The organism is Lacticaseibacillus pantheris DSM 15945 = JCM 12539 = NBRC 106106 (genome assembly GCF_001311175.1).
In the GTDB taxonomy this organism is placed as follows: domain Bacteria; phylum Bacillota; class Bacilli; order Lactobacillales; family Lactobacillaceae; genus Lacticaseibacillus; species Lacticaseibacillus pantheris.
The window spans coordinates 1-24620 of record NZ_BBAI01000031.1 but is presented as its reverse complement, the minus strand read 5'-3'; the positions used below and the strand labels follow the sequence as shown (position 1 = coordinate 24620).

Annotated in this window: 22 protein-coding genes and 6 pseudogenes; 5 read left to right on the top strand and 23 right to left on the bottom strand. The window is 54.2% G+C overall.

Features of this window, described 5'->3' with window-relative positions; translation table 11 throughout:
• Window positions 1-21: 21 nt before the first annotated feature.
• Complete coding sequence (locus JCM12539_RS13440; protein ID WP_054650989.1) at window positions 22-213, top strand: hypothetical protein; 192 nt, start codon at window positions 22-24, stop codon at window positions 211-213.
• A gap of 347 nt (window positions 214-560) precedes the next feature.
• A pseudogene (locus JCM12539_RS09440) lies at window positions 561-1062 on the top strand (NUDIX hydrolase).
• Between the two features lie 824 nt (window positions 1063-1886).
• Here JCM12539_RS09440 and JCM12539_RS09435 read toward each other — a convergent pair.
• The 8 genes and pseudogenes from JCM12539_RS09435 to JCM12539_RS09405 all read right to left on the bottom strand — a co-directional run bounded on the left by JCM12539_RS09435 (window position 1887) and on the right by JCM12539_RS09405 (window position 8222).
• The gene (locus JCM12539_RS09435; RefSeq protein WP_054650987.1) at window positions 1887-2453 is read right to left on the bottom strand and encodes a hypothetical protein; all 567 of its coding nucleotides are present in this window, start codon (window positions 2451-2453) and stop codon (window positions 1887-1889) included.
• A gap of 5 nt (window positions 2454-2458) precedes the next feature.
• Complete coding sequence (locus JCM12539_RS09430; protein WP_054650985.1) at window positions 2459-3397, bottom strand: ROK family protein; 939 nt, start codon at window positions 3395-3397, stop codon at window positions 2459-2461.
• A gap of 24 nt (window positions 3398-3421) precedes the next feature.
• Window positions 3422-3764, bottom strand: a pseudogene (locus JCM12539_RS09425) (PTS lactose/cellobiose transporter subunit IIA).
• A gap of 50 nt (window positions 3765-3814) precedes the next feature.
• On the bottom strand, window positions 3815-4108 hold the full coding sequence (locus JCM12539_RS09420) for a PTS sugar transporter subunit IIB (protein ID WP_054650983.1): 294 nt from the start codon (window positions 4106-4108) through the stop codon (window positions 3815-3817).
• A gap of 52 nt (window positions 4109-4160) precedes the next feature.
• Window positions 4161-5614, bottom strand: a pseudogene (locus tag JCM12539_RS09415) (6-phospho-beta-glucosidase).
• Between the two features lie 104 nt (window positions 5615-5718).
• On the bottom strand, window positions 5719-7062 hold the full coding sequence (locus tag JCM12539_RS09410; RefSeq protein WP_054650981.1) for a PTS sugar transporter subunit IIC: 1344 nt from the start codon (window positions 7060-7062) through the stop codon (window positions 5719-5721).
• Between the two features lie 414 nt (window positions 7063-7476).
• Window positions 7477-7611, bottom strand: a complete 135-nt coding sequence (locus JCM12539_RS14815; protein ID WP_263849787.1) for a hypothetical protein — start codon at window positions 7609-7611, stop codon at window positions 7477-7479.
• Window positions 7608-8222 carry a MurR/RpiR family transcriptional regulator gene (locus JCM12539_RS09405; RefSeq protein ID WP_054650979.1) on the bottom strand — a complete coding sequence of 205 codons (615 nt, stop codon included), beginning with the start codon at window positions 8220-8222 and terminating at the stop codon, window positions 7608-7610. Before JCM12539_RS09405 ends, JCM12539_RS14815 begins: the two co-directional genes overlap by 4 nt.
• 234 nt (window positions 8223-8456) lie before the next feature.
• On the opposite strand from JCM12539_RS09405, the gene JCM12539_RS09400 reads away from it, so the two are divergent.
• The gene (locus JCM12539_RS09400) at window positions 8457-9245 is read left to right on the top strand and encodes a hypothetical protein (RefSeq protein ID WP_054650977.1); all 789 of its coding nucleotides are present in this window, start codon (window positions 8457-8459) and stop codon (window positions 9243-9245) included.
• 91 nt (window positions 9246-9336) lie between these two features.
• Here JCM12539_RS09400 and JCM12539_RS09395 read toward each other — a convergent pair whose 3' ends face one another.
• The 15 genes and pseudogenes from JCM12539_RS09395 to trxA all read right to left on the bottom strand — a co-directional run bounded on the left by JCM12539_RS09395 (window position 9337) and on the right by trxA (window position 22540).
• Window positions 9337-10689 (bottom strand): cytosine permease, encoded by a 1353-nt coding sequence (locus tag JCM12539_RS09395; protein ID WP_054650975.1) that lies wholly within the window; start codon window positions 10687-10689, stop codon window positions 9337-9339.
• A gap of 72 nt (window positions 10690-10761) precedes the next feature.
• Window positions 10762-11487, bottom strand: a complete 726-nt coding sequence (gene deoD / locus JCM12539_RS09390) for a purine-nucleoside phosphorylase (RefSeq protein WP_054650973.1) — start codon at window positions 11485-11487, stop codon at window positions 10762-10764.
• Between the two features lie 18 nt (window positions 11488-11505).
• Window positions 11506-11727 (bottom strand): hypothetical protein, encoded by a 222-nt coding sequence (locus JCM12539_RS09385; protein WP_054650971.1) that lies wholly within the window; start codon window positions 11725-11727, stop codon window positions 11506-11508.
• 421 nt (window positions 11728-12148) lie between these two features.
• Window positions 12149-13368: pseudogene (locus JCM12539_RS09380) on the bottom strand (phosphopentomutase).
• Window positions 13369-13568: 200 nt separating this feature from the next.
• A complete protein-coding gene (locus JCM12539_RS09375) occupies window positions 13569-14966 on the bottom strand; it encodes an immunoglobulin domain-containing protein (RefSeq protein WP_162204114.1) in 1398 nt (465 codons plus the stop codon).
• Window positions 14941-15720, bottom strand: coding sequence for a hypothetical protein (locus JCM12539_RS09370; protein ID WP_054650967.1), 780 nt, complete (start codon window positions 15718-15720; stop codon window positions 14941-14943). The genes JCM12539_RS09375 and JCM12539_RS09370 overlap by 26 nt, the downstream gene beginning before the upstream one ends.
• Window positions 15704-16111 (bottom strand): hypothetical protein, encoded by a 408-nt coding sequence (locus tag JCM12539_RS09365; RefSeq protein WP_056956190.1) that lies wholly within the window; start codon window positions 16109-16111, stop codon window positions 15704-15706. Before JCM12539_RS09365 ends, JCM12539_RS09370 begins: the two co-directional genes overlap by 17 nt.
• A 5-nt stretch (window positions 16112-16116) precedes the next feature.
• Window positions 16117-17133: a WxLIP family cell surface protein gene (locus tag JCM12539_RS09360; protein WP_056956191.1), complete on the bottom strand. Its 1017-nt coding sequence runs from the start codon at window positions 17131-17133 to the stop codon at window positions 16117-16119.
• A 372-nt stretch (window positions 17134-17505) separates the two neighbouring features.
• Complete coding sequence (locus JCM12539_RS09355; RefSeq protein ID WP_054650961.1) at window positions 17506-18168, bottom strand: WxL domain-containing protein; 663 nt, start codon at window positions 18166-18168, stop codon at window positions 17506-17508.
• Window positions 18169-18461: 293 nt separating this feature from the next.
• Window positions 18462-18743, bottom strand: coding sequence for a hypothetical protein (locus tag JCM12539_RS09350; protein ID WP_054650959.1), 282 nt, complete (start codon window positions 18741-18743; stop codon window positions 18462-18464).
• 32 nt (window positions 18744-18775) lie between these two features.
• Window positions 18776-19546, bottom strand: a complete 771-nt coding sequence (locus JCM12539_RS09345) for an ABC transporter permease (RefSeq protein ID WP_054650957.1) — start codon at window positions 19544-19546, stop codon at window positions 18776-18778.
• Window positions 19530-20446, bottom strand: a pseudogene (locus JCM12539_RS09340) (ABC transporter ATP-binding protein). Before JCM12539_RS09340 ends, JCM12539_RS09345 begins: the two are co-directional and overlap by 17 nt.
• Before the next feature lie 318 nt (window positions 20447-20764).
• Window positions 20765-21217 carry a threonine/serine exporter family protein gene (locus tag JCM12539_RS09335; RefSeq protein ID WP_054650955.1) on the bottom strand — a complete coding sequence of 151 codons (453 nt, stop codon included), beginning with the start codon at window positions 21215-21217 and terminating at the stop codon, window positions 20765-20767.
• A gap of 12 nt (window positions 21218-21229) precedes the next feature.
• Window positions 21230-21984, bottom strand: a pseudogene (locus tag JCM12539_RS09330) (threonine/serine exporter family protein).
• Window positions 21985-22210: 226 nt separating this feature from the next.
• Complete coding sequence (gene trxA, locus JCM12539_RS09325; RefSeq protein ID WP_054650953.1) at window positions 22211-22540, bottom strand: thioredoxin; 330 nt, start codon at window positions 22538-22540, stop codon at window positions 22211-22213.
• Between the two features lie 214 nt (window positions 22541-22754).
• Here trxA and JCM12539_RS09320 point away from each other — a divergent pair, with 214 nt between their 5' ends.
• Window positions 22755-23513, top strand: a complete 759-nt coding sequence (locus tag JCM12539_RS09320; protein WP_082405454.1) for an HAD-IIB family hydrolase — start codon at window positions 22755-22757, stop codon at window positions 23511-23513.
• 64 nt (window positions 23514-23577) lie between these two features.
• On the top strand, window positions 23578-24519 hold the full coding sequence (locus tag JCM12539_RS09315; RefSeq protein WP_054650949.1) for an aldo/keto reductase: 942 nt from the start codon (window positions 23578-23580) through the stop codon (window positions 24517-24519).
• Window positions 24520-24620: the final 101 nt, after the last annotated feature.

Below are 24620 nucleotides of genomic sequence, written 5' to 3'. Positions count from 1 at the left end.
CACCGGGTGTCGCCGCGTTTCGTGGGCATCCGCGGCGACGACGTGACGCGCGAGCAGCTAGCCGCACTGGGTATTAGCGGCAGGGTGCAAAGGGGCCGCGGACGCGTCACCGTCCTGACGGGCCCCGTCACCGACAGCGCGGTTGCACAGTGGCGGCAGGTCTTGACGACGGTACCGGGCCTCGAACTCATCCACATCTTGCCGGTACTTTAGGGTGTTTGTGCAGGCAAAGCGGTGGTGGGGTTGCGGCTTTCGTGCCCTATGCTGAGGATTGCTACGGTAGTGGGTGACGGCCGCGCCGGTCGTTGGTGAGTTACGGCTTTCGTGGGCGCTCCGCGGTAATCCACCACTCCGGCCCACACGCCTTAAATCACCAACCCGTCCGACGCGGCCTCACGCTACTATAGCAACCACGCCTTCGAAGCGCTGTTTATGTTCTACAGGTTATGATTATAGTCGAGTGTATTTTAGTGAATTTAGGCGAGAAGTCGATAACCCGTTGGGGCAACCGCCCCAAACCGGTGGGCCCTACCTCTTGCATCTTGAAAGGGAAATAATAGATGCCAAAAAGATATCATGTAGCATTCGGTGTTTACGGTATCATTGGAGATGAGAACGGATTAGTCGTAATCAAGAAAAATGGTGGGCCATATATAAATAGATATGACCTACCCGGGGGTAGTCTTGCGGATGGAGAGTCTTTGTTTAAGGCTATTTCCCGGGAAATATACGAAGAAACGGGTTTGTCGACATCGAGAACAGAGCAAGTAGGAACAACTTCATTTAAATATCCTTGGGCTTATGAAAAATGGGCATTCAATCAGCATATCTGCGTTTTTTTACAGAGTTCACAAGTCTGCAGGGGCTATAGAGCCCGTCGCCCCTCAGTTCATTGGCCAAGACTCCCTAGGTGCCGCGAAGATCCCTTTAGAAAATTTAACGATTAAAAATTCATCGCCCTTAGTTCTCAAAGCAAAAGAGTACTTACTTGCTCACGAAAGTTTTGATGTAAAAGACACTATCTATGAGAATTGGGAAGTATTGTCTAGCCCAATATTTTGATTCGGCAATAGGTCATTTTTCTCGTGGAAGTGATGACACTCAAAACTTTGTAATATAAACACCTTCTACATTAAAGATTCATAGGTGGATAATCACGATAAACGCAAACGGAGAGGTTCGTATTTGCTGAGTATTTTGCTTGACGGATATTTTTGTGGTTCGTCCACCCAATCATTTTATAGCCGCCATCCAGACAATCCCCGCACTAGCAATCTTTCGTAGTGCTTTGGGTTAGTGACGCTCAATCCCGCTGGAGGCTTTTCCGTCGCTGATAACCTGCAGATTGCACTCCTGTTGCTCCAGCTTGCTGATCTGGTTGATGAGGCTAAAGCCAACCGACGTGCTAAACCACATTCACTCTGGCGTTATAGCCACAGTAGCAGGAGCCCACGTCGGTCGGACCGGTGAGCGGAGGCGTGTGGGGTAGGAGCGGTAACCACTGCTGTTACGTATCGGGAACCGCGGGCGGGGTTTGGGGTGGAGGCGTCGTGCCCGGAGACGTGGTTGCTGCGACCCCGGAGCGCTGTTCGTTTACTTCCGGTTGGTGCTTTAGCACCTTAACTGGGAGTTAATTCGCCGGTCTGGCAGAGCCAGCCCTAGGAGCGTAGCGAATTACAGCGGCAAATCCTGGAGACAAAGTGGTTTTCTTTGGCTTCGTGGAAGCCCGGCACGGGCTAAAGCGTGCGGGTGTAGCAATCACGGCGCAGGCACGTAAGCCGCAACCCCAAACCCCGCCCGCGGGTTCGCCCCACACAATTTCAGGACAAAGCAAAGACCCACAGCCAATCGGTTGTGGGTCTTCGTATACACATGGTTAGATGATGCTACCGGGCCTCACCATTCGCGGTCCCGCGCTTGGGGTGCACGGAACCAATGGAGTTACGGAGCCCGATGAAGATGCCGCGTAACCCGGCCGCCGCCAGCGCCACGCCGGCAATCATGACGATGGCACGAACGGGTAGACTGCCCAATACACCCGCAACCTGGGCCAGCGCCACCGCGCCGGTCATCAGGATGAGGCCGCCGAACAACCCGACGCCGCCCTTCCATTCCTGCTTTGCGCCCGCGTCCAACATGTACGTGTGGTACTGCTCGACCGCAGTCGCATTCGAGCGCGTCGTGACCTTTGCCCGCTCGTCTTGCGAGTAGATGACGTGGTAGAACATTTCCCGCGACACTTGCATAGTGACCACGCGTTCCGCACGCGGCGCTGCAACCGTCGGCGTCTGCGTGAGCCGCAAAGTCACGTTGTAATGGGCGTCAGCATCGGTCCGTTCAAAGAAGTAGCGCGAACCCCGAATGCGGCGCAACATGTAGCCGTGTGCACCCTGACGCGCCAAGAAGGCCTCCTCGTGCGCCACGTTATTTCTCATAAAGTGATATTTCAGCATAGTCTTTATCCCTTCTTTGCGTCCCGTACTAACGGATAAACCGCGCCCAACAGACCGGCGTCGTTGCGTAACCCCGCCGGCTTCACCTGACCCAGCACCCGGTCCTTCACGCCGTTAAGCGCCTTGTGCCGTGCCAGGCATTCATCAACCATTGCGTGCAGGTCAACCATAAATTGATCATTGGCACTAATACCACCGCCAATCAGGATCACTTCGGGGTCAAAGTTGCCGAAGAGGTTCAGTACCATGGTGGACACATCCATCAAGAAGTCCCGGTAAATCGGCGCCGCGATACGGTCATCTTCGTGTGCGAGTGCTAAGATGTCCCGCGCGTCGGATACGTACGTTGCGTTGGGAAACGCCAACTTCAACGACGCGTTGTACCGCCGCACCAGCCCCGAAACCACCGAGGCGTGGTAGTTCAGCGAGGCGGCTTCCAGGTCCTGCGTCAGGTCGACATCATGGATGATGTTCCACCCAACTTCGCCGGCCATGCCATGGGCTCCGCGGAACACCACACCGTTAATCACGATGCCCATGCCAATACCCGTACCCAAAACCAGGCAAACATAGTTCTGCACACCCTGCGCGTTGCCGAGCCAGCGTTCCGCAATTGCTGCGGCGTTGGCGTCATTTTCCACGTGGGTCGGCAGCCCCGTCATTTCCTGTAGCGTCTGGGCAAAGTTAAATTCAAAGAAACTGTCGATCGCACCGCCAGTAATCATGTAGCCATCAGCCCGCACGATTCCCGGCGCGGAGACACCGATTGCGTCCACCGTATAACTATTCTGATAATGGTGGACCGCCTTCACCAGACCGTCCAGGTTCTCCTGGCGCGTATTGTACGTCATGAACGAGCCCCGTTCCACTACTTTGCCCTGTTCATCAACCAGTCCGTGTTTAATGGAGGTCCCACCAACATCAAAGCTAATAAAGTACCGCATCCCGCGCCCCCTACTACGACTCAACTAATCTGTGACCGGAACTCCGGCCAACTTCTTGTACAAATCTACAATCTCACCAGCCAGATCCCGAAACGTGATTGCCGTCATCAGGTGGTCCTGCGAGTGCACCGTGAGCAAACCCACGTGCACGTGGTTACCTTGGGCCTCCTGTGTCAGCATCCCCGTCTGAGCGTCATGGGCCTTCCCCAGCGCCACGTTAGCCTCTTCCAGCTTAGCGTCTGCGTCATCAAAGTCGCCGGCCTTTGCGGAAGCAATGGCCTCAAAGGCGAGGCTCTTGCGTTACCGCCGTTTACGATGAGCCCATGATGGCTTCAAGGTCTTGTTCTTGTTCTTGTTCTTCAGCCATTCTGCACGTTCCTTTCCAATCTGGCTTTTAACCGCGGGGCTTCGCTCTGGTTATTCCTTTATCCCCTTCAACGCCGTCTCCAGTACACCTTTGCCGTTCATCATGCCGTAATCCTTCATGTCGATGACCTCGACCGGGATGTCCAGCCTGTCCTGTAGCTTCTTAAACATGTACCGCACTTGTGGTCCCAGCATCAAAATGTTGGGATTCTTCTCGTCCATCTTCTGGTCAATCTGGTCAGCGGAAGTGGCAAAAATCTCCACGTCCTCGCCCGCATCAGCCGCAGCCTTCTGCATCTTGGCAACCAGTAGACTCGTGGACATGCCCGCGTTGCATGCTAGCATAATTGTTTTTTTCAGCCATAATTATTGCACCTCGTATAGTGTCAAAGTATCCCTAATATTCCGGCTTAACGTCGCTCAGGTCCTCACCGTTAGTGGCAATCACGTGGCGGAACCAATAGAACGAATCCTTCTTGGAACGCTTGAGTGTCCCCTCACCGGCATCGTTTTTATCAACATAGATAAAGCCGTAACGCTTATCCATCTGGCCCGTCCCCGCAGAGACCAAGTCGATGAACCCCCATGGCGTGTACCCCATCAGGTCCACCCCATCAACCTCCACGGCCAACTTCATCTGCTCAATGTGCTGGCGGAGATAATCAACCCGGTAATCGTCGTGCACGTGGCCATCAGCGTCAATCTTATCGATGGCACCAAAGCCGTTCTCGACGATAAACTGCGGCAAGTGGAACCGGTCGTTAAACCAGTTCATAGCGTACCGCAAGCCCTGCGGATCAATCTGCCATCCCATTCCGAAGCCTCAACAGTGGGGTTGCGCACGATGTCTTTGCTTTCCTCATACTTGTAGGAGTCCGGCTCGTCGTCCTTGGCCTTAACCGCGTTGGACATGTAGTACGAAAAGCCGATGTAATCCACTTTGCCCGCTGCCAGCACGTCACGGTCCGCCAACGTAATGTCGAGATCAAAGCCCGCATCCGCCTGGTACTGCGTCAACCATGCCGGGTAGGCACCGTTGGCTTGCACGTCGGCGAACCAATAACGCGTCTGCATCGCCCGCTCGGCCTTGAAAATGTCCCGGGGGTTGGGCGAGGCCGGATAGAGTGGCACCATAGCAATCATGGCCCCAATCTGAAAATCAGGGTTGATCTGGTGACCAATCTGGACGGCCAACGCACTCGCAACCACCTCGTAATGAGCGGCCTGGTACATCGTGCGTTCCGCGTCCTCACCGGGTTCTACCTTCACACCAGAGTTGGTGAATAGCGCGAACGCTGCATCAGTATTTGCCTGGTTGTTAATCTCGTTGAACGTCATCCAGTACTTCACTTTGTCCTTGTACCGCTTAAACACGACGGTCGCAAAGTGGACGAAGAAATCAATTACCTTGCGGCTCCGCCACCCGCCGTACTCGGTAACTAGGTGGTACGGCATTTCAAAGTGAGACAGCGTAATCACCGGCTCAATCCCGTACTTGTGGAGCTCGTCGAACAGGTCGTCGTAGAACTGGAGCCCCGCTTCATTCGGTTCGTCCTCGTCACCATTCGGAAAAATCCGCGTCCAGGCGATGGAGGTCCGGAACGCTTTCAGCCCTAGGTCCGCGAACAACTTCACGTCGTCCTTGTAGTGGTGGTAGAAATCAATTGCCTCATGGTTAGGATAATTCTGACCCGGCAACACACCGTCAGTAATTTGCCGTTCGACCCCGTTGGCACCCGCAGTCATGACGTCAGCCACGCTCACACCTTTGCCGCCGTCTTGCCAGCCGCCTTCAAGTTGATGGGCAGCGACCGCGCCACCCCAGAGGAAATCTTTGCGTAACTTTGTCATATCAACGCTCCATTCTGTGTAAATACAAACCGCGGCCAAAGCCGACCCGCCATTGCGACGCGGTCACACCTTTGGTCACGGCCTAAACGAACTATCTTAATTAACTATTTGGATGCCTGAGCCGCTTCTTCTTCCGCCAGGTTATCCTGTTCTTCTTTGTACAACTGGTTGTCGTACTTACGGATGAACGGCAGGTAGGTAAAGAAGGTCATGGCCAACATCAATGCTTGCCATAGAGCTGTCCGCCAGCCACCAACAAGGAAACCAGAGAAGATTGGCGGCGTGGTCCACGGTACGTAAACCCCGTTGAATAGTGGTAACAGACCAATCTTGATGGCCAGGTACGTAAGCCCCATGGACAACGTTGGCGTCAGGATGAACGGAATAGCCATCACTGGGTTCAGCACTAACGGAACACCAAACAGAATTGGTTCGTTAATGTTGAACAACGCCGGAGCAATTTCCAACTTACCTAAACTCTTAATCTGTTCGGACTTAGCAAACCACAGCATGTATACAACCAGCCCAATGGTAATCCCGGCACCAGTGACGGTACCGAACTGGTCCAGCAGTGCCTGGGTGAAGATGTGACCACCGTGGCTCAGGGACAGGTTACCGGAAGCAAAGAGCTTGGCGTTGTCAGTCCCGTTCGACAGCAGGATGGCCGTCATGATCCCAGAAACGATGGATGAACCGTGGACACCGAAGAACCAGAGGAACGAAATCAGAATTGGTACAATCAGCGCACCACCGAACGAATCGGTAATCCCTTGCAGTGGCGTCTGAATTACGTTGTAGATCCATGCCAACATGGACGTGTGACCAAAGTGGTCAAAGGCCATGTAGACCAGCATCCAGAAGGTAACCAATGCGGCCGCTGGAATCAAGGCAACAAAGGAGTTCGCCACGTTAGCTGGTACCTGTTCAGGCAACTTGATGGTGATATTGTTCTTCACGAACCAAGAATAAATCCAACCGGTGACCAAACCGATGATGATGGCGGCAATCATACCTTTACCAGCCAACCAACTCGTGTCGATAAACCCGGTCAGGTGACGCACGTTCTTCACCAGCACTTTGCCGGCGGGGTTAGTAATTGGCGTGGTGGGCTGCAATACGACCAGAAAACTGATTAAACCGGTAATCCCGGCTGGTAATGCCGCGATACCTTCATTGCGTGCCCACTCGTACGCAATCCCGGTGACGGCGATAATTGCCATGAGGTTAAAGGAAAAGTTCGTTGCCTGGTTGAAGTATGGTACCAAGCCGGTACTATTCATCCAGTTGGCCCAGGATACGATTGGTAAGGACGATAGGATCAGGAAGACGGAACCAATGATGATGAAGGGAATGGTGTAAATCATCCCGTTCTTCAAAGCGGTAATAATCTTACTGTCCGTGAACCGCATGACCTTAGGCAATACTTTGTCATTAATAAAGTCATTCATAGAATTCACCTACATTATATTTTGCACCCGCGGCACGGTGTTTCCGTACCGTTGCGACTCGAACGCCTGCTGGTGCTCACCGCACCACGGGCGTTACCCAGAAATAAATTAACTACGTTGGTAGTGATAATTGCTGACAACCTTGGCCAAGGATGTTGTGATTCCCTATCACAAAGATAATTGTATGCGCTTGCGGTTTTGATGTATACGGTTTCACGAACACAAAAAAAACACGTTCACCGCTTTATAACATGTAACAAAAATGGAACCTGTCACATTGGTCCACACCAAATCCGCATTAGAGGCCGGCACATCAACGTCTAGCTACGGTCATTCAAAGTGCCTACAGCAAAACGGACCGCCAGCGCGTGACGGCTGACGGTCCGTATATGTTCGCTTTGTTCGTTTGTTTAACTAACCATTATCCCGCTCATCGTCCAAACGGTGCGCAATCATCTCGATGAGGTAGACAATGGGAATCTGTGTCGTGAGGTTGAGTGAGCCGTGTTTCAGTTCCGGCATGTAGTAACTGATTGTGAGGTCGCTCATTTTGGCCAGCGTGGACCGATCGTGTTGGTAACCGCGATGATTTTGGCCCCTTCCGGCTGCACACGGCTCACAAACTCAATCACCTCCGCGGTTTCGCCAGATACTGAGAGCACCACTACCACCGTGCCTTTGGGAAACGGCGTCCCACCAGTAAACGGCTGGAACGGGTCCGGTACGGGCAGCGCCAGCTTGCCGGCGTTCGACCAGAAGCGTGCGCCATATTGACTTAAGGACGCCCCGGTCCCGATGCCAAAGAACAGGACCATGGGGGCTGCGTCGATCAGCGTCATTGCCTGATCGATGAGTTTGCCGAAGTCCGTGGAGTTCACCTTGGAGAAAAAGTCGGCCAACGGCACCGTGATGTCGTAACTATCGTTGCTCTCAGTCTGTTGCTGGTTGCGCCGGTGTTGCTTGAGCGCGAACCGCAACTCCGCGTACCCATCGTAGCCCATCTTGTTCGCAAAGCGGAGGATGGTCGTGGTGCTAACGTGCGCGTGGTCGGCCAGTTCGCGGATGGTCATGGATTCGACCGCCCGCGAATGCTTATTCACATAGTTATAAATCACCGTTTCTAGGTCATTGAGCGATTGCAACTTACTGTACGGAAACATCTGACCCACCATCCCCTACTTGTATTATTAGCTATTCGTTACCAGGATAATTATCAGTCATCACAATGTAATTCATATTTCAGTCTACCAATGATTGCTGCATCTGGAAACCGCTACCATGCTTACTCAACCCACTATTACCTGATTGCACACCGACTTTGTGCATTTTAGGTTATTTATACCTTTACAGTAAGCGCTTACGGCCGTAGTATGTGGTAGAAAGAAGGCGATACTATGTACATCTTCCACCCCATTGCGGCCGATCCCATCGTGGTTAACCGGATCATTGACCGCTGGCGTTTACGCCAATGGGTGCCCGTGAACTACAGTTACGGCTGGTGGCACCTACAACGTTCAAGTAACCCCGAAGCCGAGCTGGGCGACTTTGTACTCACGCCGACAACTCCTGACGCCATTATTCTCTCGCCTCAACTAGCCTGGCAACGGCATGAACAACCGGACCAGGTAGACAGCAACGATGCACCGCAGCAACTCAAAAGCTTCAACAGTCAGTTACAGTCTGCTTGGTCTAGCTACGCCCGGCGTCAAACTCTTCGCGGTGGTCTAGCGGTCATTATCGCCTTTGTGGCCCTCACCATTGGGTTTAGTACCCTGGCACGTTGGGGGGCGGCCGTTCAGATTGCAATGACAATGCTCACCATCGTTGGCTTTCTGTTGCTAATTGGTGGACTGTGGGCCTTGTTGCGTGCCTACTATAATGGTGCCGTGGTCGCTACTTGGCCGGAAAATGCAAACCGCGCGAATAGTAACGGGTACATCCGCTACTACATCATTGTCGATCGCAGCAAGCTCCCCGGTCTGACTGTCGCCGCCATTAACGCACAGATTGAGTCTGCAAGCGATCAAATCGGTCACGTCCGTCTTATTAGCGCTGATCATAAACGGGTCTACGCCGGGGTATACGGGGCCCGCGCCAACGAGAACGACATCCAGGCCGCCCTCGCGCAGCGTCTGGGCAAGCCGGAAGCCGTCCGCGTAACTGCATCTTACATCTATTACTAACTTTGCGTACCAAAAGGGGACTTCATTGGGGCCAGCTTTTTACGGCCCGAATGGAGTTTTTCTGTGCCCGATGGCTCACAACAACGTATCCCTAGCGACTTTGCTTACGGCTCAACAACCAGTACACGCACGCCGTGATGGCCATTGCCACAAACGTCGCGCCCAGGTGCTCAGCCACCGTGGGAATCCGCCGGCAAGCAAAGTAAGCCAATACACCCAACGCCCAGGATCCCAGCGCCCGCCAGTTAACGCCGTGCCAATACCAGTACTTACCCCCGGTGACGTTCATGGCCGGGGCGTCGTATTGCCGGTGCCGCAAAATAAAGAAGTCCACCAAGAAGACGGCAATTTCCGGCCCCAGGAACATGCCAATCATGTCCAGAAAGGCCGTGAACGCATCCAGAAACGTCGCGAAGAACAGCGGTACAAACGACACCAGCGTCGCGACAATCGTCACCAGCCACAGCGCTGGTCGCAACGATATGCGGTGCCACATGTTCGTCACGGCTGACCCCGCAGCCATGAGGTTGACCGCGTTCGCCGTGGTACTGGTAATCACGATGACCAGCAGCGCCAGCACGCCGAGCCCCAGCTTGGTGGCAATCGTCGAGGGATCCGAATCGTTCGGGTCAAAGTGGTTCATGGTGATGGCCGTCGCAATGGTGGCCACCAACCCAATAAACGCAAACCAGAACAGACCCACGTTCGCCCCGATGAATGACCACGTGGTTGCGGCGTGGGGCTTGTCGGTAAACCGGGAAAAGTCGGCGGCCGCCGTCACCCACGCGAGGTTAAACGCCGCCAACACGTCAATGGCCGCGCCCGCGCTCAGTCGTAAATGTCCGGCCGGACGCCACTGCATAATTTCCGTTAGCGACACGTGCTGGAAAACCACGATGGATTCCCAAACCACGAACACCATCACCAGCACAATGCCGACCCGCTCAATCATCCGGACCGAACGTTCACCAAGCGCAATAGAAGCCATATGTAATAACGACATCACGATAATGCCCACTACCAGACCGCGGTGCCCACCCGGAGTGCCATAGGCCGGCCACCCGAGTAGGTCGTGCAGAATGGTAGCAATTGAAATGGCGGCAATAAAGGTGTTCGCAGCCGCCCACCCGATGAACTGCACCACGTTAATGACGGACGGAATGAGCGACCCGCGGAGGCCGAACGCCGGCCGGGTGAGGGCCATGGCCGGCAGTCCGGTGCGGTAACCCATGTAGCTAGCCAGAGCCAGCAATACGTACGAAAGCACCCCGCAAACGATGAGCGCGGTGGAAGCCGTCAGCATCCCCGCCGCGGCAATCACCCCACCAATGTACCAAGTACCATTATTGGCGTTTGCCCCAATCCACGTGGCACACATATCCCAGTTCGTCATCTGGCGGGCATCCGGCTCTACCGGCCGTACGTGCCCCAGTTCGTTGCGCATATTAACCTCTACTTTCCTTTCAACGTGCAAAGGGGCTGTGACAACTGTCGCGGCCCCTTTGCTGCACCAATGCTATTCATCTAGTTGCGCGGCGGCCTCACTACCCAAGCGCAACGCAATCCGGATCATATCGTCCAGCGTGGACTGCCGTGCGTCCGGGCTCATGTGCTCGTCGCGCGGAATGTGGTCCGACACCGTCATCATGGCTAGCGCCTGACGATGGTAGTGGGCCGCGGCCAGATACAGCCCCGGCGTTTCCATCTCGGCCGCCAAAACGCCATAGTCGGCCAATTTTTGCTTGTCCATCTCGTCGTTATAGAACCGGTCCTCGCCCAGCGTATTGCCCACACGCACCCGATAACCCGCGTCCTGCGCCAATTCTTCGGCGCGCCGGAGCAACGCAAAATCGGCACAGGGCGCGAAGGTGATTCCGGGTCCAAAGGTGTTCGCGATAATCGAACTATCGGTCGACGCTGCCTGGGATAAAACAATATCCCTCAACTGGATATCGTCGGCCAGGCCCCCCGCCGTGCCGGTCCTAATTAGCACCTGGGCACCAAAGTCGCGCATGAGCTCCGTGGCGTAGATGGTCATCGACGGAATGCCCATCCCGGTTGCCTGGATTGACAGCCTTTGCCCTTGGTACGTACCCGTGTAGCCGTACGCCGCACGCACAACGTTGTACTGCGTGACGTCCGTCAAGAAATTCGTCGCCATGTACTCCGCCCGCAACGGATCGCCCGGCAGTAAAACCACGGGTGCCACGCTCCCCTTAGCGGCATCAATATGAATACTCATCTATACCACCCCGCGTAATTACTTCTTGTGGTCCTCGCGCTCACGCTGAATCCGCCGGCGCCGATTCGTTACCGCCAGGTCAATCCCGGCAATAATTACCAGGTAGGTCACCACGCATAACCACCACATAAGTGAATACCTGGTGTACGCCTTTTCCAGCACAAAGGCGAAAACCACCGTCATTAGGACAAGAAATATCGATAAGTTGGACGTGCCCAACCCGTATTTATGGTCACGCATGGCCAAAACCTCCTCGCAACTGCATACTCAATCTCGCTACTAGCATATCAGACCACCACCCGTTTTGGTAGGGGTGGTGGGGTGAACGGTTTGGCCCCGGCTCCAGCAGCGGAACGGTTTGGGCGTTAATCAAGGCTCCGGCGCAGGGGCGGTTTGGATGACCAGCCTGCTAACCGCACGCTCCGGCCGTTCCGGCCTCCCACGAATTTAGTAGCCCGGGAAGACCCGTCCCGGTCTACTAAATTTGCCGCCCTACGTCACTACGTTCCTAGGGCGCTCCGGGCCGGCAGCGTCATCCAAACCACCCCCGCCGCCTACACCTTAATTAACGCCCAAACCAAACATTTATTGATCCCCCACATACCATGCAGCACTAGATAACAAATATCGAGTCCTACTCTGTGCGATACGAACGTAAGCATCATATCTCGAGCTTATCCAAAAACGACATCCCAAACGTTCCGTTCTCAACCCCAAAGTTATCGAGTATCGTCACACCCAAATCACTAAAGGGTTGCCGAATCCCGAGTTCTAACTGCTGCGGTTCATCGTGCGGCTTTGCACTGACCAAGCTTGGTGAATAAGCTAAAAGCGGCACCAACTCGCGGGTGTGGTCCGTCCCGCGGAACGTGGGGTCGTTGCCGTGGTCCGCCGTGATAATCAGCAGGTCTTTGTCCCCCAGCATCGGCAACAGCGTCCCCAAATCCTGGTCAAACTCCTCCAGCGCCTGGGCTGCCCCCGCCGGATTGCGCCGATGACCGTACATCGCGTCTAAATCCACCAGGTTGGTGAAAATAAAACCCTGCCGGCCCGACTGTACTACCCGCATCGTCTGCACCATCCCATCATGATTGCTGGTCGTGTGCACGCCATCATCCAGTCCTTGCCCAGAGAAAATATCGTTAATTTTGCCCACGCCGTAAGTCGGTATACCGGCTGCCTGTATCCGGTCCAAATCGGTTGGCGCCGTGGGCTTTAACGTATAATCGCGCCGGTCGCTCGTGCGCGTAAAATCATCCGCCGACCGGTACGTGTACGGGCGCGCAATCACCCGCCCAATACGGTAGGGTGCGTCCACCGTCAGCCCACGCACGTACTCGCAAATACGGTACAACTCAGCCAAAGGAATCACGTCAACGTTCGCCGCAATCTGTAGCACGGAGTCGCCCGAAGTGTACACAATCAGCGCCCCCGTCCGCAACTGCTCGTCGCCGTAATCATGAATGACGTCCGTCCCCGAATAGGGGCGGTTCACAATCACTGGACGGTCCGCAAAGTCAGCAATCTGCTTGATCAGTGCGTCAGGAAAACCATCCGGAAAGTAGCCGAGGGGTTCCATGACGGGCAACCCCATCATCTCCCAGTGACCGTCCATCGAGTCCTTACCCGCAGATATTTCCGCCATCCGGCCAAAGGCTGCGCGCGGGGCTACCACCGGTTTCAGTCCCACCATTTCGTCATCTTGACGAATATTACCGATACCCAGACTTTGTAGGTGCGGCAACCGCCAGTCTGCGCCCATAAAGCCGCGATGTGACCCAAAGTGTCAGCGCCCACATCGTTAAATTGCGCGCTATCCGCCGCCTGGCCAATGCCTAGTGAATCCACAACAATCGTAATTACACGGTTAAACTTAGTCATCGAATTCAACTTCCCCTCGTTGTCGTCGCCCGAATTAGTTAAGTTCAGTATAGCGTGTCTGCGTGAGCCAAAGCCAGGACCTGATCGAACAAATTTGTCCCGTTCAATGACCACTTGGAACATACAAAAGGAGCCAGCACCATTTGTACGTGCTGGCTCCATCGTTTAGTTCGCGTCAGGCCCCGAAGTTAGGGTCCACGTCATTGTGCTTGTATAGTGGCCCACCACGCTCGTGGTGACTTGCCCACTGACAGTAATGCCGATACTTGCTGGTCGAGACGGCCAGTAGTGCTATTAACCGGTTGATTGCTCATCACGGTGGTATCCGTATTGTTGTCCGGAATGGTCCCACCGATTACGGGGTTACCAGAACTATCTATCCAGTACAGTAACACCTTTGCAGTGCCACCGCCCGCACTCAGCTGACCCGCCGCAGTTTTGAACGGTGTCATGGCGACGCTCAACTGATAGTCCTGCCCGGCTGGGGACCGAGTATCACTCAAGCCGATATTGCCATCACTGTCTGATAACATCCACTTGTTAAAAATATCGGGGTTCGTGAAGTCCGTGGTGCTACCATCAAAGTCACCGTTAATTAACGACTGCACGGTTGGATCTGTCATTTCGTCTAACGGCTTGCCGTCTTGGGCAACCCGGAAGTTAAACGAAGGCACCTCACGCAACGCCAAGCCGCCCGCGTTAACTGTCAACGTGACGGGGTTACTCGTCACCTTAGTGGTACCATCCGCCATCGTCACAACCACGCGGTACTGTTGCTTGTCGTTATCCATGGTCAGACTCGGCGTGGTGTACGTCGCGCCAGTGGCTCCGCCCACGTCCGTCCAGTTCGTGGATCCGGCCGCGGCCGTCTGCCACTGGTAGGTCCACTTAGTGCCACTCGGGGCGTTAGGTGCAGTCAAAGTAGCGGTGGAGCCCACGGCCAATGGGGATGGCTGGGCTAGACGGGCAACCGTGACTGGTTGGGTAGTTTTGAATTGCTTGGTCACGTATAAAGTGTTGCCAATCAAGTTAACCATACCAGTTTTCCCGGTAGTATTAGCCGTCAACTTCCCGTTTGCATCAACACTAGCTAGCGATGGGTCACTGCTGCTCCAAGTAGTCTGCGCGCCCAAGTCCTCGCCGCTCATACCGGTAACCTTACCCTGCGCCTGATTCATCCCGTTGGGCACGTTACTGCCGCTGAAAACCAGCTGCGGTGTCACGGCCCCTTTCACCAAGGAATCAATGGTCGTCAATGTGGCCGTGCCCGTGGCATCCTTCTGAATCATGGTGTCACCTTGGTACACATCCATCGTGGCGGTAATCTGCGCACCAAACATAGCCATCGTGACCGACGGAATCGTAAAGCTGGAACTATCACCGTTTTGGGTGAGACCCGCTCCCTTCCAGCGGACGTTCTTCGCGGTTAAACCATCCGGCAACTGAACGGTAAACGTTGCGTCGTTGCCCACAAAGGCCGATTGGTCGGCGATATCACCGATGTACAGCGTCTTCGTGTCGGTCGTATACGTCTTCGCCGCGGTCCCCGCACTAGTTGCCGGTACCGTCACGCTAAACGCACCACTCGTAGTTCCCACGCCGGTCGCCGTAAAGGTGGTACCGGCCCAGGAGCGTGCTTGCAGATGGGGTAGTAGTCTTGAGGCCGAGCGTAAATCCATTAGTCGTGACACTCGGTGTGGCCGTGGCGCTGCCGCCGCGGAACACTACGGCCGGAGTATAACTCATCGTCGGTTTATAATCTTTGGGGAGCACAAGCATTGGAAAGACGGAAGTGTAGTAGTTACCCGCAAACAATCCCGACTCATGCACCATCACCTGAAAATACACCCAGGTTGGTTGGCTCACAGTCGGTGCCGTGAGTTCATATCCAATCACGTCATTTTGGCCTTGAATTCCGCTCGGAGTACCAAAGTTAACCGCGACGTTTGATTGTTTTGAGTTAGCCGGATCATTGGTTGCGGAAGTTGGCGAAGTGCTAACTGCCCCGTCACCGACCTTCAGGTACGTTGTGTACGTTACGGAAGTGGTGGGATTAGGTTTGGAGAAGCTCGTTTTCACCGTTACCTTGTTACCACTCTCCAAGTACGCATACTTCTGGGCCGTAGTTGGTGTTGCGGAATAATCATTCCAGTTCAAAGCCGTGCGAAAGCCCGTTGTTAACCCACCACCAGCCGTCGACGGTGTCTGCATCCCCGCCGGCACCGCCGTTGGCACCGTGATGTTACTAGTGGTATCCGCGCTAGTCCGCAGAGGAACCACGGTCAGTAGCACGAGCGTGACCCCGAGCAACAACCACGTTCCAAACCGCCGCCAATTAAGCTTCTGCTGCATCCCGGTCACCCCTCCTTCTACGTAAACCTACCAGTAACCATATCTCGATCGCCACAATAATGAGCAACCACCCCACCACGTTCAGCTGGGCTTCGCTGGTTTGGGGCAACATGCCGTGGCGCTGCGGGCTGGCCGACTGCTCGGAGCCACGACGCAGACCAATACCACCAGTCTGGGCCAGCCGTTCCAAAGGTGTCAGCTGCTGGTGCGGCCGGTCACCCGTCCCGTGGTGCCCATTGTCAACACCAGAACCTGAGGACTGGCTAGGCAGCACCACAACCTGACCGGTAGACGTTGCCGCCGCCACCGGACTCGGTATAACTATTAATATGGCGAGTAATCCGATACCGAGCACTACCCAGAGGCTCCGTAAGACGCTTACTTTGCGCATGGCACTCAGTCCTTTTCTGTGTCATCCTTCCGCCGCTTCAACAATAAAATTAGTAAAACTAAGATAATCAAAACCAACACGCCGATAACGACCCAGAGCCATGGGAAGTGACTTTCAGGCTTCAGGTTGGTCTGCTTGTTGACCTTGGCCGCTTGCTTGCCGGTAATGGTGAAATTACGCTTGAATTGCCAGTGCCACTGGTGCGCCGTGGCGGTTAGCGTCAAAGTATACGTCCCGGCGCTCAGGGCTTTCTTGCTGTAAACACCGTAATCAAAGTGGGAGTTTGGGGCCATACTCATGTTGGTCTCAGTCCGCTTGATCAGCACCTTTGACTGGCCCTTACGCGTCACCTTTGCGACCATTTTCATGGAACCAAAGAGGCGCGGCTGATTATTTTGTACACTGGCAATGACGGCCGCCTGGTTACTTTGTACGCCCGGGCGGACACCCAGCAGCTTCAGGTCAGGTGCGTACTCCTTATCGCTGGTGCGCGCCATTACGCCGATGACCATGGCAAACTTGTTCACGACGGTCACGCCCGTCCCACCTTGCTTATAGCCGGCTAAATCACGGGCATAAATCGCGCCCAGCAACTGTCCACGAATGCCATCGCTAGGCACCTTGAGCTTGAAGGACACGCGGCTCGCATGGTGCGGCTGCAAATTAATGGTCGTGCCCTTATCCATCAGGTCGCTCAGGCGGTACTGCGCCGAAGTGTCGGTGGGAAGCCCGGGAACGTAACTCAACTGCCCCGAGTTACTGGTGCCCGCCGTCGTGGGGGTCACCCGAATGCGCTTGGTTTTGCCGGTCAGGTTAGTGACGGTAACTGCCAGGGTTTCTTCCTGACCAGGTTTCAGCATTAAGTTAAAATAGCCATCATCGGTGCCCACCTGACTATCGGTTAGCACGGGGGCAATGGTAAAGCTTGCCCCACTTGCCGCGTGCGCTGATTGCGTTCCTACCGCCAGAACAGCCATCACAACCATCACCAAGCCTGCCAACCACCAACGTAATTTCTTCATCTGCTTACCCTCGACGTTCAACTTCAATTTGTTTATCGCTTGATTCTATCCACCTAAATTGTAACAGGTTGAATGGTGTGGTTATAGTCTCACGGCCGGGTTCGCCGTGGAAACTTGCGCGTAACCCACTACGGCAATGAAGACAAGGGCGGACCTCATCACATTAGTTGGATAATGCTACACCGCTCCCGCGTTACTCGTGCGTATGGAAACGGGTTGCGCAAGGCAGAAAGCGACGCATAAGCAACTTGAACCAAAAGGCCAAGTGCGGGCCTTTCGGTCCAAGTTACTTATACTCTGCTTTCTAAACGCCTTGCTCCACCCTCTAAAAAGGCCAACGACTCCCGTCGCTGGCCAATGTTTCTTCATTCGTTAGTTAGCACTTGGCGCAGCGCTCAGCGTCCACGTAATTGGTGCACGGTACGTACCTGCCGTTGCTCTTGGGTTTGCCGCCGTTACCAGCGTTGCACCGTTAGCCTTGACGTCGGCTGTGTTCACCCCGGCACCATTACCAGCAGTAGCACCCCAAACCTGCGTGTCACTACCAGATAAACTGTTCGTGCTCAATGCACTGTTTGCATCACTACTTGTACCAATGGTTGCACCATCAGCAGTGAAACTCAAGCTCGTCACGTTCATCACCGAACTGTCGGAGTCATTCGTGAAGGCGCCCGCGTTCGCAGACAACGTCCAACCGGCGTTGGAACCACGGTAATCAGTGACCTTCATCTGGTTCTGTAGCTGACCATCCTTGGCGTTATCCAACTGCGTCACGCTACTATCCTTATAGTTCAGAGTTGTACCGTTAACTAAGTCCTCAACATTCGTCTCGCCAAAGTTCATGTCCGGAACCCGGTCTAACGTCAAGTTACCAGCGGTTGCCGTAAACTGTGCGGTTGATGTAGCCGTCCCCGACTTATCTGTCGTAGTCACGATTCCCAGATCAGATACTTCAGCTGCGTGCGTCGTTAATTTTGGCGTTACGGCCAAGCCGAGGGCAAACGCACCAACAATCATCCATTTAGTCCACTTCATAGTCATAATCTCCCTTTTAAATATACTGTCGATATACTAATCTCTTCTATAAAGATAATTTTATCACATTTGTACAAAAAGCCAACACTTTTAGGCTTATACACGAAAATTTGTCCATAAATAAATGATTTTCTCACCAAGTGACACTTGCAACGACGGTATTACTAATCAATCCATCAGCCGCACCCACTAGTTACCGTTGACACCGTACTAGCAAGAACAAAAAAAGCACAAAAAAAACACTCGACGTTGTCCATACAGCGTCGAGTGTTACGTAACACAACTCACCAATGCTAGTAAGTAATCGTTAATATCTGTTCCTGTTCACCCAGGTCGTTATCGCCAACTCGAATCATAAAGTTGGGCAGGACTGACCCCCGCAACTCGTTAATGAGGTCAGCCAAGGCGCGTTCAGTCATGGTTGCACCCGTCTGCCCTGGGAACAGCTTCAACCGCGCGTAGAAAGTGTCCTGATCGACATTAATCTCACGGTCAGGATTTCCGCGCCATAGAATCAGGCCCACTACACGCTGCGCCCGTGACGTTAACGCCAAAAACTGCGGATCATTAATCATGTTTGCACCCCCACATTGCTACAAAGTATCAGCTACACACTCCGCCGCCGGAAGCTCAGGTACGCAATCAATCCCAGCACTACCGTATAACCCAGCGAGCAGTATATCATTACCGGTGTGCTCAACATGGTCATCTTTGCAAAATTCGGCGACTGTACCTGCGCCGATAGCATCAACATCGTGAACGGATTCCACTTCACCCACTCGTGCTGGGCAATCAGTAACATCAAGAACGAACCCGTCAGGCTAGCAACAAAGTAACCAATAATCCCGGTCACAATGGCCGCCGCGTTACTCTTGAACAGTGTGGCCAGCAACAACACCAAGCTCATGAGCAAAATGGTGGTCAACATGTCGGCTCCCAGGCTTTGGGCATAGTATTCAATGAGGGTCCGTCCACCCGTCATCTTAGCATCCAACGCCACTTTGGGGAATAACCCGAACTTCAGCGCCCAAGTGACCGCGTTGCTCAATACTTCCATTAATACGAGCCCAATCAGTAGCGTGATTATCTTGCTGACGAAGACCTGGCTGCGATAATAGCGGCGGTACAACAGTTGCTTAATGGTGCCGTACTGAAATTCCATGGCGATAATGCTGGCGGTCATGGCAATTGCAAAGAATACAATCAGCTCCCCGCCGACAAACTGTTCGTTCACCAGGCTGGTTGCACTGAAAAGGTCCGGCAACTTCAATGTCGCAACGGCAAATCCAATCTGCATTAGCACCATGATGACCATGGCGACCCACGTCCCAGTCTTGTGGAATAACTTGTATAGTTCCTGCCTAATGAGCATTAGCATCGCGTGCACCCCCCTTACCAGCGTTGACCATGTCTAAGAATGAGCTCTCCAGGTCGTGTTGCACGTGTGCAATGTCGTCCACGTGAATGTTTGACATCACCAACACCCGTAAAACGTCGTTCAGGTCCTCGTGGTTGACCAGCACGCCTTGCGGGCTCTCCATGATGGGGATGCTAGCGTTGCCCAAAGCCTGCTTGGTAACCTGGTCATCACTGGTCCGGATTAGGTAAACTTCCGCCCCGCGATTTACCATAGCCGTCATGCTCGTTTGCTCCACGATTAGGCCCTTATTCAGGATAAGGACGTCATCCGCAACTTTTTCCAGCTCACTTAAAATATGGCTGGAAATCAGGAAGCTGGTGCCAGCGTCTGCCTTAGCCCGGATAAGATCCCGGAGCTTTTGACTGCCGCCGGGTCCAAACCGTTCATCGGTTCATCCAGAATGACTAGTGCGGGTTCGTTCAGCAACGCCTGCGCCACGCCCAGTTTTTGCTTCATCCCCAGCGAATAGCGTTTAGCCTTGCTGTTAATGTACTTCTCCATGCCCATATCGTGGACAACGGCATCCACGCGCTTCTGCTTGTCGGGGCCCTGCGCAAAGAGCTGCAGGTGCTGCTTCCCCGTCAGGAAGGGATAAATACCTGGATACTCAATCAACGCGCCTACTTGACCCAATGCCTGGTGGCTCGTGATACCCACAGACTGGCCGCCAATCGTCACCTGGCCGCGGTCGTACGGAATCAGTCCCAGAATAATTTTCATAATGGTACTCTTACCAGCACCATTGGGTCCAACCAGCCCCACAACGTGGCCTGGTTCGACGGTAAAGCTCACCTTACGGAGCACTTGGTGACTACCAAAGGATTTATGTAAACCGTCTACGGTTAGAATTGCTGCCATCAACAGAACCTCTTTCCCATTTACTGGTGGCTACCCATCGTTGCAGGCCGCCACGACCCAGAAATTAAAAAAAAGGCCCACCGAAAACATCGGCAGGCTTATGCACGCAACCGTGGTTACCCACGGCCGATTCCATGGACTCCACAATCCAGAGGGAAAACCAGCGCCCACGAATCCGGTGGGTGAAACGTGCTGGCCGTTTTTCTTTCACACATAGTGTGTTACTCGACTCATCGCATAACCCCATTTTACAGCAAAGCCGCAGTTGGGACAAGCACCAACGCCAATGACGATAACAAGTCCAGAAAGCGCCAGACGTTAGCGGGCACGGCGGGGGTAGCGTCGGGTGAGGTCGCCAAATAGCTGGGCTAACATAAACCCTACCGCAATGGAACCCGCAACCGTAATCACCCGGGCAAGGTACCCAATACCGGCGTCCGTATGGCCCAAAACGAACATGCGGACGGCCTCGTACGCGGTGCCCCCGGGCACTAACGGGACCAATCCCGGAATCGTAAACACAATCACCGGCATCTTGCGCCAACGTGCAAAGATAATCGCACAAATCCCAATGGCAAAGGCCCCCAACAGGTTGGCCAGCACAATCGAGCAGCCGAGTTTGAATAGCACCCAGTAAACCATCCACCCGACGGCGCCCGACCAGCCGCCCAGGTTCAGCGCACGGCGCGGGACGTTAATAATAAAAGCAAAGGCCACCGTACCCAGATACGCAAAAACGCACTGAATGACGGCCTGCACGTAAATATTCATGCGTAGTCCCCCCTAAAAATACGGTAGCACTAAGGCAATACCAAAGCCGATGGCACAGGCTGTCAGTATGGCTCCATCCCCCGGGTAATCCCCGTCAGCAAATGCCCCGCCAGCATGTCACGAATTGAATTCGTAATTGCCACTCCGGGAACCATGGGCATGGCCGCCCCAATGAGGATGTTGTCCGGACTGAGACCCCAGCCCACTTTGCATGCCGCTAAAGTCACCAGGGCTAGCGCCAGCGCTCCGGCGAGTTCCGCCACAAACCGAATGTTGGTGAGGCGGTTAATGTACGTGGACACCAGAAAACCCACGATACCAGCAACCGCTGCTGTGGGGATGTCGAACCAGTCGTACTGCTGGGTGAAAACAATCATCATGGTAGCGCTCAGCACTCCGGCACCAATAATTTGAAGCCACATGGGGAAGAACGGTACGTGCAACGCGAGCGCACGCAGATGTTGGTGCAGTTCGGCCAGTGACAACTCCCCCGCCGCAAATTCCCGCGAGAGCTGGTTGACTCGGCTCACCTTTTCCAGGTCGATTTCCCGTTGGTGAATCTGACGCACCTGCACATACTGCTCGTTGTTCAGTCCCGCTACGATACCGGTGGGCGTGGTGAACAAAGCCACGCCGCGCACACCCGCATTATCGGTGATACGCGCCATCGTGTCGTCCACGCGGTACATTTCACTGCCACCCTCAATCATGATGCGCCCCGCCAACAGGCACGTATCTAGCAACTCAGCCTTATCGACACTCGTCATCCGTACTCACCCCACTCACTCCCGAGTAATTCCATCACTTTATATTAACCTAGTCGACGCGGTGCGGAAAGCATTAGTATGTCGGTGGTTCATTTGTAACGGCGATTGCGGCGTTCCCCAAGAAAAGGTTAATCGTTCGAGATCGTCCTAATCGACTAACCAACGACGCCCTGCACAACAGAACCCGCTGCCACCCATTACGGGCCCACAGCGGGTTGTGTTCGTCCTATTGTTGATCGTGCCATTCAGCAATCTTGCGTTCAAAGTAGCGCCGGAGCTTGTCCTTAGGGAACGCCCCCGTCACCTTTTCCACCGCTTTGCCGTCCTGAAACACAATCATCGTGGGAATCGACTGCACGTGGTACTGCTCGGCCAAGCGTTTATCGTCATCCACGTTCTGCTTGATGACGGTCAGCCCGTCCAGCTCCTGCTCCAGGTCGGCCAACATGGGACTCAAAATTTTACACGGTCCACACCACGGCGCCCATAGGTCCAACACCACCGTCCCCGACTGCGTCAACGTATCAATATTCTCAAAAGTAACTGTTTGTGGCATTACGTCTTCCCCCGTGCACACCAACCAACCGGTGTTTATCCGCCGTGATTGTCCTTAATCCTTACAATTCTAAAGTAAGATGAAATATAACGCAACCAATAGCCTGCTTGCCATGCTTGCGGTTGTAAGCGGTTACTAAAACTGCTATGGTGGGACTAACTTAAACGTTAAGGGAGACGATGATATATGTATCGAGCGGTAGTCTTTTTTTGACCTGGACGGAACGTTGTACGCGGATGACAAAACTTTGCCCGCGTGCAATTTATCGGCCATCAAGCGGTTGCGGGCAAACGGGGTGTTGCCCGTCATCACCACAGGGCGCGACCTGTGGGAAATCGACACACTGATGGCCGTCACCAAAATTAGCACCATTGTGGCGGGGAACGGGGCAACAGTGCGGTTCAACAACCGCACCGTGGGGCAGCACTACATCCCCGCTACTACCGTCACGCGTATCACTGCGGCAACACGACGCGATCGGATCACGACAGCTTACTACAATGAGCACCACGCAGTCTTATCGGGTACGGACGACTTAACCCAGGCGAATTACGCTGACGTCCAACAGGCGGTACCGGTGGTCAACCCCGACTTTGACCCCGCCACTCCGGTAACACGGATGCTGTTGTTCATCGGTAACGATGAGGCCGGGAACCGCGTCAAATCCGCATATCAGCAAGAATTCCCGGAGATGGCGTTCTACCGTGACTCACCGTACGACGTCGATACCATTAGCAAAGACACTTCCAAGGCCAGCGGTATTGCAGAGCTGCTTGAGCAACCCGACCTCCACGGTGTGCCCACTTACGCCTTTGGGGATGCAGACAACGACCTCCCACTACTAGCCGCGGTTGACCACCCCGTGGCCATGCAAAACGGCACCCACAAGGCCCGGCATTCGGCCGAATTTGTGACGGCCGACAACATGCACAAAGGTATCCCTAAAGGGCTCCGGCATTTTGGCCTCATCTAACGGGTAGCAAGACCCGCACGATAAGACTATAATTGTGCCAATTAATAGTAAGGGGTGTGCAACTATGACAACAAACGTGACGATTGGTCACAGTAACGTGGTAACGGGGCCGCTGGGTCTAGGCACCAACAAGGTCGGCGGGCACAACCTATTTGCCCACCTGAATGATGACGATGGCCGCGCGGTCGTCCGCGCCGCTTTGAATAACGGCATCACCACTTTGGATACCGCCTATATGTATGGCGTTGGACGGTCGGAGGAACTCATCGGAGAGGTGCTGCGTGACTACCATCGTGACGAGGTAGTGATTGCCGACAAAGCAGCGCAGGATCCAGACAACGATTTACGGCCCAACAACCGGCCGGAGTTCCTCGTTGAAGCGGTTGACCAGGCGCTACAGCGGTTGGGTACCGACTACATCGACATTTTCTACATTCACTTTCCTGACGCGGACACGCCGAAATATGAAGCGGTCGGGGCGCTGCAGCAACTGAAGGAAGCCGGTAAGATTCGCGCTATCGGCGTATCGAACTTCTCGATTGAGCAGGTACGCGAGGCGAACCAGGACGGTTACGTTGACGTGGTAGAGGACGCTTACAGCTTGGTCCAGCGGGAAGCGGAGGAGCAGTTGTTCCCATACTTGCAGGACCAGGGCATCAGCTTTGTGCCGTATTACCCGCTGGCTTCCGGGGTTCTGACCGGAAAGTACACCGGCAACGAGCATTTTGGTCCCGACGACTGGCAGTCGCACAACCGCAACTTTAAGGCTGACCGTTTCCGGGCGATTACGGCAGGGATGGCCAAAGTACGTGCGATTGCGGACGATCATCACGTCACACCGAGCCAACTAGTTCTGGCGTGGTACATTAAGAACCCGGCGGTGGCGGTAGTAATCCCGGGTGCCCGCAAAGCGGAGCAGGTGAAACAGAACGCCGTTTCTTTGGACGTTAAGCTCAATGACTTCGAATACCAAGCAATCGACCGGATCTTCAACGACTTACCTTAATAGATAATAATCAACTGGCCACCCTTAACGGTGACCAGTTTTTAATTGACCGTGAAAATCAGCCACAAAAAGGAACCAGTCAAATGACTGATTCCTTTAAC